This window comes from Aestuariibacter sp. GS-14, from assembly GCF_006494365.1.
Taxonomy (GTDB): Bacteria; Pseudomonadota; Gammaproteobacteria; order Enterobacterales; family Alteromonadaceae; genus Alteromonas; species Alteromonas mangrovi.
The window spans coordinates 302,107-316,133 of record NZ_VHIP01000004.1; the positions used below are offsets into that span (position 1 = coordinate 302,107).

The 14,027-nt window shown below is 48.5% G+C and carries 14 protein-coding genes; 8 read left to right on the forward strand and 6 right to left on the reverse strand.

The annotated features are described in order from the left end of the window. Positions 1-149: 149 nt before the first annotated feature. The 4 genes from FJ444_RS09185 (at position 150) to FJ444_RS21370 (ending at position 2,842) form a co-directional block, all read left to right on the forward strand. A complete protein-coding gene (locus FJ444_RS09185; protein ID WP_140957924.1) occupies positions 150-1,439 on the forward strand; it encodes an amidohydrolase family protein in 1,290 nt (429 codons plus the stop codon). A 56-nt stretch (positions 1,440-1,495) separates the two neighbouring features. Further along, complete coding sequence (locus FJ444_RS09190; protein WP_140958063.1) at positions 1,496-2,035, forward strand: YqaA family protein; 540 nt, start codon at positions 1,496-1,498, stop codon at positions 2,033-2,035. Positions 2,036-2,189: 154 nt separating this feature from the next. Continuing rightward, on the forward strand, positions 2,190-2,651 hold the full coding sequence (locus FJ444_RS09195; RefSeq protein WP_140957925.1) for a hypothetical protein: 462 nt from the start codon (positions 2,190-2,192) through the stop codon (positions 2,649-2,651). Positions 2,652-2,674: 23 nt separating this feature from the next. Further along, positions 2,675-2,842, forward strand: coding sequence for a hypothetical protein (locus tag FJ444_RS21370; protein WP_181405118.1), 168 nt, complete (start codon positions 2,675-2,677; stop codon positions 2,840-2,842). A 3-nt stretch (positions 2,843-2,845) separates the two neighbouring features. Here the strand turns inward: FJ444_RS21370 and tusA are convergent, their stop codons facing one another. Genes tusA through rph form a run of 3 tightly spaced genes read right to left on the reverse strand, consistent with a single transcriptional unit; the run spans position 2,846 to position 4,456 of the window. Continuing rightward, entirely contained in the window at positions 2,846-3,097 is a 252-nt protein-coding gene (tusA, locus tag FJ444_RS09200) for a sulfurtransferase TusA (protein WP_140957926.1), read from the reverse strand. Continuing rightward, entirely contained in the window at positions 3,087-3,728 is a 642-nt protein-coding gene (gene pyrE, locus FJ444_RS09205; RefSeq protein WP_140957927.1) for an orotate phosphoribosyltransferase, read from the reverse strand. The genes tusA and pyrE overlap by 11 nt, the downstream gene beginning before the upstream one ends. A gap of 14 nt (positions 3,729-3,742) precedes the next feature. Further along, positions 3,743-4,456, reverse strand: a complete 714-nt coding sequence (rph, locus tag FJ444_RS09210; protein WP_140957928.1) for a ribonuclease PH — start codon at positions 4,454-4,456, stop codon at positions 3,743-3,745. Positions 4,457-4,656: 200 nt separating this feature from the next. On the opposite strand from rph, the gene FJ444_RS09215 reads away from it, so the two are divergent. From FJ444_RS09215 to FJ444_RS09230, 4 genes are all read left to right on the forward strand, one after another. Beyond that, positions 4,657-5,520, forward strand: coding sequence for a YicC/YloC family endoribonuclease (locus FJ444_RS09215; protein ID WP_140957929.1), 864 nt, complete (start codon positions 4,657-4,659; stop codon positions 5,518-5,520). 318 nt (positions 5,521-5,838) lie between these two features. Then, complete coding sequence (locus FJ444_RS09220) at positions 5,839-7,152, forward strand: ATP-binding protein (protein WP_140957930.1); 1,314 nt, start codon at positions 5,839-5,841, stop codon at positions 7,150-7,152. Positions 7,153-7,176: 24 nt separating this feature from the next. After that, positions 7,177-7,380 carry a helix-turn-helix domain-containing protein gene (locus FJ444_RS09225; RefSeq protein ID WP_140957931.1) on the forward strand — a complete coding sequence of 68 codons (204 nt, stop codon included), beginning with the start codon at positions 7,177-7,179 and terminating at the stop codon, positions 7,378-7,380. 267 nt (positions 7,381-7,647) lie between these two features. Beyond that, positions 7,648-10,278 (forward strand): DUF2339 domain-containing protein, encoded by a 2,631-nt coding sequence (locus tag FJ444_RS09230; protein ID WP_140957932.1) that lies wholly within the window; start codon positions 7,648-7,650, stop codon positions 10,276-10,278. Between the two features lie 35 nt (positions 10,279-10,313). Here FJ444_RS09230 and FJ444_RS09235 read toward each other — a convergent pair whose 3' ends face one another. The 3 genes from FJ444_RS09235 to FJ444_RS09245 all read right to left on the reverse strand — a co-directional run bounded on the left by FJ444_RS09235 (position 10,314) and on the right by FJ444_RS09245 (position 13,939). Next, positions 10,314-10,790 carry a GNAT family N-acetyltransferase gene (locus FJ444_RS09235; protein ID WP_140957933.1) on the reverse strand — a complete coding sequence of 159 codons (477 nt, stop codon included), beginning with the start codon at positions 10,788-10,790 and terminating at the stop codon, positions 10,314-10,316. 78 nt (positions 10,791-10,868) lie between these two features. Next, complete coding sequence (locus FJ444_RS09240) at positions 10,869-12,365, reverse strand: tryptophan halogenase family protein (RefSeq protein WP_140957934.1); 1,497 nt, start codon at positions 12,363-12,365, stop codon at positions 10,869-10,871. Then, on the reverse strand, positions 12,362-13,939 hold the full coding sequence (locus FJ444_RS09245) for a tryptophan halogenase family protein (protein ID WP_140957935.1): 1,578 nt from the start codon (positions 13,937-13,939) through the stop codon (positions 12,362-12,364). Before FJ444_RS09245 ends, FJ444_RS09240 begins: the two co-directional genes overlap by 4 nt. Between the last annotated feature and the right edge of the window lie 88 nt (positions 13,940-14,027).

Sequence of the window (14,027 nt, forward strand, 5' to 3'; positions counted from 1 at the left end):
AAGCGCCATGTCTAACGAAAAAAAGCCTGTGTTTTTTGCCTATCTGAACAACTTCACATAGAGTTATTTCTATTCCCTGGCGTTGATGCTATCAGCGGTATTACAGGGTAAGTACAACCTATTAATTACAACAACAAAAGAGAACAACAATGAAATCCTGGTTAAAAACACTCACCCTGACAACGACGCTGTTGCCCATGGGAATGCTGCATGCCGCCACAGTAATTCATGCCGGAAACGCATTCACCGGCACCAGTGAAAAACTAACCGGCCCGGTATCCATAATTGTGGATGGCAACACCATTACCCGCATCGAAAAAGGCCATATCGCAGCAGGCGAGGGCGATACGCTGGTCGATTTATCTGACTCAGTTGTATTGCCTGGCCTGATGGATATGCACGTCCACCTGAGTTTTCAGCAAGGTGGTACAGCGTCATACCTTAAACGCTTTACTCAAAACGAGGCCGATTACGCACTGATGGCTTCGCACTATGCTGAAAAAACCCTGATGGCCGGGTTTACTACCGTGCGCAATCTGGGCGATAGCTACAACGAAACGGTGGCACTGCGAAATGCCATTAATAATGGTATTGCTACCGGCCCGCGTATTTATACAGCCGCCAAGTCCATCGCCACGACCGGAGGGCATGCCGATCCAAGTAACGGTATGGCCAAGCTAATTGCCCCGCATGTCGGCCCGGAAGAGGGCGTAATCAATGGCGCTGATGAGGCTCGTCAGGCCGTAAGACAACGGTACAAGGATGGTGCAGACACCATTAAAATCACTGCAACCGGTGGTGTACTGAGCGTCGCTAAAAGCGGTCAGAACCCCCAATTTATGGATGATGAGCTTACTGCCATTGTTGAAACTGCAAACGATTACGGAATGAAAGTTGCCGTTCATGCCCATGGCAAAGAAGGCATGGTGCGGGCAATTAAAGCGGGCGTGACCTCTATTGAGCACGGTACTTACATGGACGACGAAGTAATGAAGCTGATGAAAAAGCACGGTACTTACTACGTACCTACCATCCTCGCAGGCAACTTCGTGGCCGAAAAAGCCAAAATAGACGGTTATTTTCCTGAGATTGTTCGTCCCAAAGCCGCGGCAATTGGTCCCTTAATTCAGTCAACCTTTGGCAAGGCTTACAAAGCGGGGGTGAACATTGCGTTTGGTACCGACAGTGGCGTATCAGCGCACGGCGACAACGCACAGGAATTTGCCCTGATGGTAGACGCTGGCATGCCACCTGCAAAAGCCATATTAAGTGCAACCGTTAACACCGCCAAACTGTTAGGCATTGACGATACACTCGGTACGCTGGAAGCCGGTAAACTGGCTGATTTAATTGCAGTTAAAGGTGATCCATTGGCCGATATATCCGTGCTTGAGCAAGTACAGTTTGTAATGAAAGACGGTAAAATTTACAAACAATAGGGCAGTAAGTACCAGTGAAAAACGCCAAACGGGTATTAAAGCAAAAGACCAAGGCAATGATTGAGTCACGCAATATGTTGCGTGGTATTACCATTGCCTCGTTTTTAGAATCAACCATTGTGCCTATTCCTCTGGAAGCGGTGTTGATTCCTTTAATGCAGGCCAAACGCGATAAGCTCTGGCATATTGCGTTGATGGCCACCGTCGGCTGTATTATTGGAGCCCTGTTTGGTTATGCACTGGGGTATTTTCTGTTTGACGCTATAGGCGATTCCCTGATTGCGCTGTTTGGCAGTGAAGCACAGTTTGAGCGTGTTGAAGCACAAATGGCTACACAGGGTTTTTGGTTTGTACTAACGTTGGGCATTGTGCCCATTCCCTTTCAAATTGCTATGCTGGCTGCAGGCGCCACCAAGTATTCCCTGGCACTGTTCTTACTGGCTACCGTTATAGCGCGGTCAATTCGGTATTTTGGGCTAGCGTTGGTAGTTAAACTACTTGGTAATCAGGCCGAGCAATTTATCCGACGTTATCGCACCAAAGCCATGATTGGTATCACGCTGGTGTGCGCGGGCCTGTGGCTGGCATTGAACTAAGCTACTTTATACTTCTACACGGCCCTGTTCGCTTGAGCAAGTTTACAACACACAAAACTCATTTTAATTCATACCCAAAATCTCAATTGATAATAATTATCATTTAGATTAAATTAATTGTATTACGCTGCGATTCATCACAAAGGAGGCCTGCATGCGTACACAATTATTGTGCCCTGTATATCGGAAATGGCTGCGACTTCATCCTGATCATGCCAGACAGGCTCGGCAGATATTGCGCAAGCAAGCACGCGATTATCAACGCAACGGCGATCTTCAAAAAGCGTTTACGTTCAATCAGCTGGTTTGGGAAGTCGCGCAGTCGGTGCTATTGGCATTGCGACCAATTGACCAGCATGATAGTGAAAGCCAGAAAGATCTTTTATTTTTTGCTGCATCTGCCATAGCAGTCGACCGCTGCGCCAGAGCTAACAGCCTGGTAAACACAACGCCAGGCCATTCTGCTGAACATTCGGTAATACAGGATACTCAGCAACAATTGGCAGCCCTGATGCCTTTGTATGCCAGCGAACCCAGGTTGCTACACATAATCGAGAAATTAATGGGTTGGCTACGATCAGGATCACCCCATTTAACGCCCACACTATTGCATTAGTTAACACCACAGAGAGGACGTGTATGAACCCACCAGAACCGGAGTTTGTAAGTGTGAAAATGCGCGTGAGTGTGTTAAAGCGCTTATTGCAAGGTCACAACATCCATTTGTGTGACGTGCACGGTACGTCGGCAAAGCAGAAACAATGCCTGCAACAGTTGCTGCTGCAGGCAGTATCAGAAGCGAAATAGCGACTACACGCCTTTCTTAATGAGATAGCGGTAGGGTAGAGATTCGGTTTCTGAGGCCAGCAAAGTATGCTGCATAAACCGGCAGAAACTGGGAATATCCCGCACAGTAGCAGGATCATCAGCAGTAACACACAATGTTTGACCGTCTTCCAGTTTACGCATAGTCATACGTAGCATCATCACAGGCTCTGGGCACCGTAATCCGAGTGCATCCAGTGCCTGATTGGCGTTATCGAAGTTACTGTTAGATGCCATAGCTTTCGCGGTAGGCCTTAATAGCTGCAATGCTGTCGTCATGGCCACCTGATTGCTGCAGGTAAGCAAGCACATCTGCCAGCGTCACAATCGATACCACTTTAGTACCGTAGTCACGCTCAACTTCCTGAATGGCAGACAACTCGCCTTTGCCTTTTTCCTGACGATCCAGTGCAATCAATACACCCGCCAGCGTAGCACCATTGGCTTCAATCAGCGTCATAGATTCGCGAATTGCAGTACCCGCTGTGATCACATCATCCACCAGCATAATTTTGCCTTCCAGCGGACTGCCTACTAACGTACCGCCTTCGCCATGTGCTTTGGCTTCTTTGCGGTTAAAGCAGTAAGGTACATCGTTATTGTGGTGATCAGCCAGTGCAACGGCCGTGGTGGTTGCAATAGGAATACCTTTGTACGCCGGGCCAAACAGCACGTCGAATTCAATGCCTGCGTCGGTTAGTGCCGCAGCGTAATAACGCCCCAGTTTAGCCAGGTCGCCACCGCGATTAAATAAACCCGCATTGAAGAAATACGGGCTTTTGCGACCAGACTTTAAGGTAAATTCACCAAATTTAAGCACGCCACGGGCAATGGCAAACTCAATAAATTCTTGTTGGAATGCTTTCATTAAACCAGCCTGCCTTAATTTAATGCTGCTTTTTGAATGTCGAATAGTTCGCGCAGTCCGTGCTTGGCAATGTCGAGAAGCTCCTGTAACTCGTCGAAGGAAAAGGGTTCACCTTCAGCGGTACCTTGCACTTCGATTAGTTTACCGGTTTCGGTCATTACTACGTTCATGTCTGTTTCAGCCGCAGAATCTTCTACATATTCCAGATCAGCAACCGGGGCACCTTCATAAATGCCCACCGACAGCGCAGCAACCATAAATTTAAGCGGATTTGCTTTAATAATGCCCTTGTTACGCATGAAAGTAAGTGCGTCGACCAATGCCACACAGGCACCGGTGATAGACGCCGTACGCGTCCCACCATCGGCCTGGATAACATCGCAATCGATGGTAATGGTGTTTTCACCCAGTTGTTTTAGATCGACTGCTGCACGCAGAGAACGTGCAATCAGACGCTGGATTTCAAGTGTACGGCCGCCTTGTTTGCCGCGAGACGCTTCGCGCTGAGAACGTGTATGCGTGGCACGAGGCAACATGCTGTATTCAGCCGTGATCCATCCTTTACCCTGACCTTTCATAAAGCGCGGAACGCCTTCTTCCACCGTTGCATTACACAACACTTTGGTATTTCCGAATTCAACCAGCACCGAACCTTCTGCGTGACAGGTATAGTTTCGGGTAATGGTGACTGGGCGAATTTGACTGGCGGTTCTGCCGCTTGGGCGCATGGTGATCTCCTGAAGTTCCCAATATGAGTGCATTGAAAGTGTAAACGCGCATAGTATAGCGTAAATAGTAGCGGAAAATGAACGACCAAGCGCCGATGTTTCATGTGAAACACAGCATTTCCACCAAAGGTTAGGGTTAACGTACGCTATGTAGTATGATTAACCACAGTAAAATCTACATTATGCCAATTGGATACAACATGATTTACAGCATGACGGCATTCGCGCGCAGCGAAGTTAAAAAAGAGTGGGGCACGGCAGTATGGGAAATACGCTCGGTGAACCAGCGCTATTTAGAAACGTACTTTCGTTTACCCGAGCAGTTTCGCGGGTTAGAGCCCGTATTGCGCGAGCGTTTTCGCCAGCGCCTGCAACGCGGCAAAGTTGAGTGCGCATTGCGGTTTGCCGCCAATGACTCTGCTGTAACCAAGTTAAGTCTGAATGAGCAGTTAGCTAAGCAAGTTCTGCACGCTGCCGACTGGGTGCAATCACACGGCCAGTCTACCGGGGTTAATCCACTGGATGTGTTAAAATGGCCCGGCGTAATTGCCTCTGAAGAAGCCGATATGGACGCCATTCAGGCCGACATGCTGGAAGGTTTGGATAAAGCCATGAACGACTTTATTACGGCGCGCGGGGCTGAGGGTGACACGCTTAAATCACTCATTGAACAGCGCCTTGATGCCATTGAGGCAGAAGCTGGCAAAGTTGCCCAACGCATGCCGGAAATCCTGATCTGGCAACGGGAAAAGATTCTTACCCGCTTTGAAGAAGCCAAACTGGAACTCGACGCCGCACGTGTAGAACAGGAAATGATCCTGTTGGCACAAAAAGTCGATGTAGCAGAAGAGCTGGACCGTTTAAATTCACATGTAAGCGAAACCCGAAAAATCCTGAAAAAAGGCGGCGCATGTGGTCGCAGACTCGACTTCATGATGCAGGAATTCAACCGCGAATCTAACACGCTGGGTTCTAAATCTATTAGTACAGATATCACACAGTCAGCCGTTGAGCTTAAAGTGCTGATTGAACAGATGCGTGAGCAGATCCAAAACATCGAATAGTTTTTTCATCTGTCCAAGAATGTCTTAGAAGCCCTGTTATTTACTCGTAAATACTGGGCTTTTTTATTTTCCCCGTGCAAATCGCTTTGCAGACATCCGTTGCCAACTACCTGTTTAGTAATGGGCTAAATGGCGTGCATTAAGACTTTGTCCAAACTGACCCAAAAGCCTTCTCAAAAAAGCAAAGTCTTGCGCAACTAGAATAAAGCAACATTTTTATGCGCATAAAAGTGTAAAATTTCGCACTTTTCTGCGCATAAAAGTGTAAACTGGATTCTACTACAGGCAGTTAACAGTCTTAATTGGCGGGAAATGATAATGCAGCGCAACTTACTAAACGCCCTAATAACATGGAAAAATCAACCTGTGCGCAAGCCACTATTGATCGATGGTGCAAGACAAACAGGTAAAACCTATCTGCTGCAAGAGTTGTTTGGGAACACCTTTGCCAACATCCTTCGTATCGACTTCCTTGAAAACCCTGCTTACAAAGAGGCGTTCGATGGCTCATTGTCACCTGACGAGCTAATAATGAACATTGAGTTGTTAACCAACCAAGCGTTCAACCCAGAAACCGACTTGCTGATATTAGATGAAATTGGCGAATGTGAACGAGCCGTTACTTCACTTAAGTATTTTGCCGAAAAAGCACCGTCCTATTTTGTCGCAGCAAGCGGTTCTAACATTGGTTTGCTCAATACCTTTCCTGTAGGCAAGGTAGAACAATACAATTTGCGACCATTGACCTTCCAGGAATTTATTTACGCATCCAACGAGCAAGCACTGATCAAAGCATTTGATAGTCAAGCAAGCACACCAGCAGTACATACTAAATTGATGGATAAACTAACAGACTACTTTTTTACCGGTGGTATGCCGGAAGCCGTTTCAGCCTGGTATCAGTATAAGGATTCAAGCATTCTGGAGCGTGTTGAAAAAGTCACAAAAATTCATGCCGATTTAGTTGAAGGTTATCGCCGCGATTTTGGTAAGTACGCGGGTAAGGTCGATGCCACACTGATTGAATCTGTGTTTAATAGCATTCCAGCGCAGCTATCACTTGTGAGCGATGAGTCGGTTAAACGCTTTAAATTTAAGCATGTGCATGAGCGTAAATCTCGCTATAGCGACTTTGAAAGCGCGATCCATTGGCTTAACTGCTGCCGCTTAGCTTTGCCAAACTACCCTGTCGAAGGATTGCCGAAATCTCCGCTGGCGGCCTACAAAAAAGAAAATATGATTAAACTGTTTCTGTTTGATGTGGGCCTGCTCAATCATATGCTAGGCAGCAGTTATAAAGAGATTAAGCAACAACACTATGAATACAAAGGCTATGTGGCTGAAAACTTTGTGCAGCAGGAGCTCACTGCTATTGGTGTTGACCCAAGCTATTCATGGAATGACGCCCGCGCCGAAATCGAATTTATTTTGGCAACCGATGAAGGCGATATCGTCCCTGTAGAAGTCAAAAGTAGTAAACGTACAAGAGCAAAATCGTTGGCATCCTACGTTGAAAAATGTACTCCAAATAAAACCTTTAAGTTAACGGGTACACAAGGCTCTTCAGCGTTAGAACAAACCAATATCGTGATGCCTTTGTATTTCGCGCAGTATTTACCTCAGAGATGGTAAAAGCCATAGGCAAGTGGGGGGGGCATGAAGCTCGCCGATTGCGCCGCGCTATGTAATGTAGGTATTAATACCTTATCTCGCATTGAAAATGGCAATGATAATTGCACCCTGGCAGCTCTAATTGCCGTGCTTCATGGCCTGGGCATCAAACTTACCTCACCGTTGCTTTCGCCTGAATCTCTTAAAAAGCAGGTTGACTCAAGTAACAGTAATAACAAGTGGGTATAAAAACGGTGCCAGCAGATAACATTACTCCTCCATCAGAATATACGTTGCTTATCCATTTGGCAGCTCGCTGTATTGGCAAATTAACCCTGGATAAAAGCACCAATCTGCCCAAGCTTCACGCTAAATAAGTGCAAACTTATGGAAACCGTCGCAGGTATTCGTACATCAGCTGAAAAAACTATCAGCTCCACCGCCATTGCATATTGCTTAAATTTCACGCACAGTGATACCTCATAAAAAGAAGAAAAACAGGAATCTAGGCCAGGTATGGAAACTGAACTCTTTTCAATTCTGTTTAATGTATTTTTACTTGTTGGTGTGTTAGTTGCGTTTAAAAGCCGTCAGCAAATCAGTACGTTGCTGCAACAAATTGGTTTGCTGCAGAAAACCGTAGAATCACAATCCCGGCAAATCGAAGAATTAAAGCAACAAATCAAGTCAGCACCCTTTGATCCCGTACGCGATGTGGCAAAACCTACGCCAGCAGTGCCGCAAGCAGCCGCTTCGGTGAATACTCCACCACCGGTATCAGCTAAACCTGCTGCGCCAGTGAAATCACCAACTACGCCGGCAAAGCCTGCTAAGCAAGTGCCCAAGAAGGTAAGCACGTTCGACTTTGAAGCCTGGCTAAGAGGAAATGGCATTTTTTGGTTGGGCGCAGCCGTGCTGGCTATTGGCGGAATCTTTTTGGCTAAGTACTCTATTGAAGCCGGCTTGTTGCCGCCATCGGTCAGGGTAATTCTGGGGGCATTGTTTGGCTGCGCTCTCGTGGCCGCTGCAGAGCTGGCCAATCACTTCAAAGCACGCCTTCGTATTAACACGCCTTATATTTCCGCAGCGCTGGCCAGCGGCGGCGTGATCACCTGTTTTGCGATGGCACTGGTGGCGTTTGATTTTTATCAGTTTATTTCGGCCAATGTGGCGTTTGGTGTGTTAGCCATTATTTCGTTGGCATCAACCTATTTAGCACTGCGATTTGGGCCGGTGCTGGCAGGCATTGGGATCATTGGTTCTTATGCGGTTCCCGCACTGGTTTCAACCGGCTCCAATAATGTATTTGCCTTGTTGTTGTATGTGGCATTTGTGTCGCTTTCTGCGGTTTGGGTAGCTGAATATGTTAAACAGCGCTGGGTGTGGTGGCAGGGTTTTGCGGGGCACTTTATCTGGTTTGCTATTGCAACGGTGATGGCCTCCACCAGCGACGTGTGGATCCTGTTTGTATTCACCTTGGTTTCGCTTTATTTGTTTGTATTGTCTGGTGTATTAGGCTGGGCATTAACAGGCACCATGACAGCGGCGCTATCAGTAAAAACCCTGTTGATGCCCAGAAAGGAACAAACGGGTGTCGTGTTGTCACTCTGGTTGCTTTACGTATTTATTATGCTGAGTAACCCCAATGATGTGCTGGGGTGGATAAACTTGCTGTTGGCAGGTGTTATGCTGGTAGCGGCTTTCCGACACAGTGCTATGGATACCTGGCCGTTCTTTATGCTCTTATTCGCGCTGCTTTCCTATGAAAATATGCACGATCTGACTTCTTTCGAGGATGGTTTATTCCCCTTTAACGGGCGTTATTTATTCGCGCAGTTGGTTACCTTATCTGGCATTGCCTTTAGTGTGTTCATGTTGGTGCGCTTTGCCGATCGCCCAGCTTATTTGCTCCTGTTAGTACTCACGCCGGTAAGCATGTTGGGAGTAAGCTATGTTACCGCCCCCGTTGAAGCTGAAACCTATTTATACCCGCTTTGGGCGTTGTATATGGCACTCATTGGAGCAGGCGCATCGATTGCAGCGGCGAAATCCCGCGTACCTATCCGCCAGGTTACCTATCTGATTCTGGCCAACTCTATGCTGGCACTGTGCTTTACCATGTTGCTGTCAGCCAGCACGTTAACATTGGCTATTACCGTGCAGGTAGCGTCAATGAGTTATCTGAGCTGGAAATTCAAAGTGAGGATCCCGGACTGGTTGTACAAAGCCGCCTTGTTGGTGGTGATTTGCCGGTTAACCCTGTCTCCCTGGATAGCACACTACAAACACGAAACCATTCTGGGTATTCACTGGACGCTGGTTGTGTATCCAATGGCTCTGGCCCTTGTTGGTTTTGCGATCAAATACAACCCATCCACGCCGATGCGCGCATGGCTACAAGGCGTTATGCTACATATTGTGGCGTTGCTGGTGACCACCGAAACCAGCTATCTGTTAACCGGCGATTACCCGGATTTTGTAAATCTGAGCTACACAGAATCGATATTGCTTTCGCTGAACTGGCTGGTGCTCTCTGCCGTATATTTCTGGCGAAGCCACTTGTCTGGCTCGCTAAGCGGGTTGTATCAAAAAGCGGGGCTTGCCCTGATGGCCCTGGCCACCTTGCTTCAGATGGATATCTCCCTGCTGCATTCGCCTTTTATCACACAGCAATTTATAGGTGAAGGCTGGGTAAACTGGCTGTGGTTACAGTGGCTAATGCCCGCTGTCGCGCTGGCTATTGTGATGAAGTTTCAGTTGCTCCCAAAACATTACAGCAACGCCATACTGAGCGTGATTGCCGTGCTTGGCTTCCTGTTTATCAATGGTGAAATACGAGCACTGTTTAACCTTGGCTACCTGCGCCTTGGACCACCTATGCAGCAAGCCGAGCTATATACCTATTCAGTAGTGTGGCTGGCGATCTCTACCCTTACCATTTACCTGGCCCAGCTTCGTGAAAACAGTACGCTTGTCAAAGCAGGGTTTATTGGGCTGGCGGTAGTGTTGCTAAAAGCGTTTGTAGTAGATATGGCCCATCTTGAAGGGCTGTTTCGTGCGTTGTCGTTTATTGGCCTGGGGTTGTGCTTAGTCGGGATTGGCTGGCTGTTCCAGAAGATGCAGAAAAACGAACCTGAGCCTGTTTAGCCTCTTTTGAAAATCCGTTTTTTGGGATGCAGGCTTCAGGCTTTTGACAGCAACATATCCACGTGAGGAATACCGTCTTCCAGGTAGTCCTCTGACTGGCGCGTGAAACCAAAGCTGTTATAAAAGGCTTCAAGATACACCTGCGCACCAATCTGAATATCTTCACCCGGCCAGGCTTGCTCGCAACCCTTCAGCGCTTCGGCAACCAGGGCATGGCCCAGCTTCTTACCTCTGGCAGACTCAGCAACGGCTACCCGACCAATGCTAACCTGCGGATAACTCACCCCTGGCGGCAGCAAGCGTGCATAGGCCACCAGCTCTGGCTCAGAATGAGCATCACCCAATCGCTGATAACCCAGCAAATGATACACATGCTGCTTGGTATCTTTGTCGTCCAGTTCCGGATACGGGCAGTTTTGCTCAACCACAAACACATTGGTGCGCAGCTTTAACAAAGCATACAGCTGATGGGTAGTAAGCGATGAAAACGGCAGTAACGTCCAGGTGATCATGGTGTATCCGATAAAGGTAAAACAGAAACGCCGATTAAAACAAACTTACCGGCCTTCAGGCAATCACTGCGTAAACAATCACACGCCCAAATACTGTTTTAAGAAATCGCCGTGAGCAGGTAGCGCTTGCACCTGCTGAGATACATGCTGATGCAGGCCGTTCATAAAGCGGGTTAGCTCTTCAATACTCATTTCGTCGGCCACCCGGTGATACTGCGCAGGCACTAATCCTTGCCCCAACATCACCTGCGTCCAGGAATCGACCCGGAAAATATCCCCATCGTCCAAGAACACCCGGCCGGTTTCTTTAAACAAATTGATTTTGTGGGTCAGAGAGTCGGGGATCGCCATGCGCTGGCAGTGTTGCCAGAATAGCGAGTCATCCCGATGAGTGACTTTGTAGTGCATAACAATGAAATCGAGGATCGCAGCCATTTCACTGTTGTACTTGTTGTTGTATTCGTCGATAGCACTTTGGGTTACCCCATCGAACGGAAACAAACGCAGCAGACGAATAATACCGGTCATGATCAGGTGAATGCTGGTGGACTCCAGTGGTTCAATAAAGCCACTGGCTAAACCCAGTGCCACGCAGTTTTTATTCCAGCCAAGGCGACGTTTGCCCGGGGTAAATTGGATCACTCGGGGTTCGTTAATTGGGTTGCCGGTTACCTGATCCGTCAGGGTTTGCTTAGCCTGATCATCACTCATGTAGCGACTACAATACACCAGCCCATTGCCTACGCGGTTTTGTAGTGGAATTTGCCAGCGCCAACCAGCTTCATGGGCAACGGAACGGGTAAAGGGGGCGGGTGCTTCAACGCTTTCAGTTTGCATGGCAACCGCGCGATCGCAAGGTAACCAGTGCGACCAGTTTTCATAGCCGGTATGCAGTGCCTGTTCAATTAACAAGCCCTTAAAACCGGTGCAGTCGATAAACAGGTCGCCGGCCAGAGTGCGGCCGTCTTTTAGGGTTAACGATTCAATGTCTCCTGACGTGACATGCATATTCACAGTATCGATGTCGCCCTCTACGTGGGTAACACCGAGCTTTTCAGCAAATTGCCGCAGGAATTTGCCGTAGGCCACCGCATCGAAATGATACGCAAAGTTAATCGGCATTCTGTCGCTCATGCCAAACTTGTATTGCTGCGCGGCTTTTAGTTCAAAGCAGTAATCACCGAACGCTGAGCCCAGGCCTTCCTGCTGTGCCCGCATCCAGAAATGGTGAAATTCACCTGCCCAGCATTCGCGGCCAGTTACACCAAAGGAGTGGATATAGGCATGATCAGGTTCGCGCCAGTTGGCAAACTCAATACCCAGTTTGAAGGTGGCATTGGTAGCGCGCATAAAGGCTTTTTCGTCTATGCCCAGCAGTTTGTGGAAAGTGCGAATAGGCGGAATCGTTGCTTCCCCCACACCAACAATACCGATGTCTTTCGACTCCACCAGGGTAACATTCACAGACTTGCCAATTAATCGAGACAGGGCAGCGGCGGCCATCCAGCCTGCCGTTCCACCACCGGCTATGATCACCTTGTTCACTTTATTGGCGGATATATCAGGCTTGTTCATAACGGTGCTCCGGATAAGTGTTGATAGCGTTCGCGGATGGCGTTGAGTAACGCCCGGTTATCGGGTAATCCCTGGCTAAATTGCAGCAGCGTAGCTTGTAATTTTTGAGAAATCGCATCGGCGCGTTTTAGCATATCGCTGGCATCGGCTAGCGTGGGTGATTGGGTTTTAAAACCCATGCCGTATAACACAAACTGGTAGCTGGCAGAGGGAAATATTTCTTCGTTTTGCACTACGTCGTAGCGTGACGGCGGCTGATATTGCCACAGCGATAATAAGGTTTTCAGTGAGTCAGGCCAGGTTGCCGGATCGCGATGGGCATTCCAGTAGGCATCGTTGATGCGCTGATTAATGGCATAGTGAAGTTTTACAAAGTCGATGACTCGCGCCCAACGGTAAGCAAAGCGTTCGTTATAGCGGGCCGCGAGAATACGCATGTGATCGCGATTTTGTGGGAATTGCTCGCACAACATACGCACTCCCAGTTCCACCATGGCAACGGCCGACGCTTCGAGCGGTTCAATAAAGCCGCTGGCCATTCCCAGCGAGAGGCAATTGTGAGTCCAGAACTCAGTGCGATAGCCGGGTGAAAAATGCAGCTGTCTGCACGTTGCCTGCTCCACCACATCATGCGGTAATCGCTTGGTGAGATACCGCTTTAAAGACTGCTCAATATCGTCTGCAGACGCAAAGTCACTGCTGTATACCATGCCCACACCACGACGGTGTTGCAAGCCAATATCCCAGCTCCAACCCTGTGGGTGCGCAGTGGCAAGAGTAGTGGAGGCAATGGTATTATCCTGCTCATGGTAGGGCACCTGTACAGCCATAGCCGAATCGTTCAGTAAAATGTCTTTTACCGAGTGCCACGGCACATTGTAATGCTTGCCTGCCAGTAATGCCGACTGCCCGCTACAGTCAATAAACAACTCCCCCTCAAGAGTTTGCCCGCACTGGGTAGTTACCGCCTTTATATCGCCATTTTGGTGGCTGACTACCTGTTCGATGTGCGCTTTTACATGGCGTACACCTAACTGGTTAACGCAATGATCTGACACCATTTCGGCCAGCCTGGTGGCGTCGAAGTGATATCCATAGTTTAGTACATAGGCATAGTCGGGCGTGGCTAACTGCTTGGGCGCTTTGTGCTGTTCGCACAGCTCAGGTTGTACACTGAAAGCGCGATCGTATGGCTTATTACTGTGAAGCGCTTGCCAGCAAGCGTGCACATCAATTTCGGTGTAACCTGCCGGATTGGTGAAGGGATGATGATAACGGTCGTGCTCACTGCCATCGCGCCAGCCAACAAAAGTAGAGCCTTGTTTGAACGACGCCTGGCAATGGGTGATGAATGCCGATTCCGACAAGCCAATTTCACGGAGTGTGTCGCGAAGTGAAGGCCAGGAGCCTTCTCCTACGCCAATGGTACTCACGTCCGGCGACTCGATCAGGGTGATCTCAATGCCCCGTTGACGCTCGCCCTGTTTACCGAGTTTGGCTGCCAGCATACCGGCGCACAGCCAGCCCGCGGTGCCACCACCCACAATCACAACCTGTTGAATAGGTGCATTCACTGCTGCATCCCCTTCACGTAAATTCTGTATAAACGTGACCTACTTTAACGCAAAAATGACGCAGGGGGGTCACTTCCCTGCGTCATTC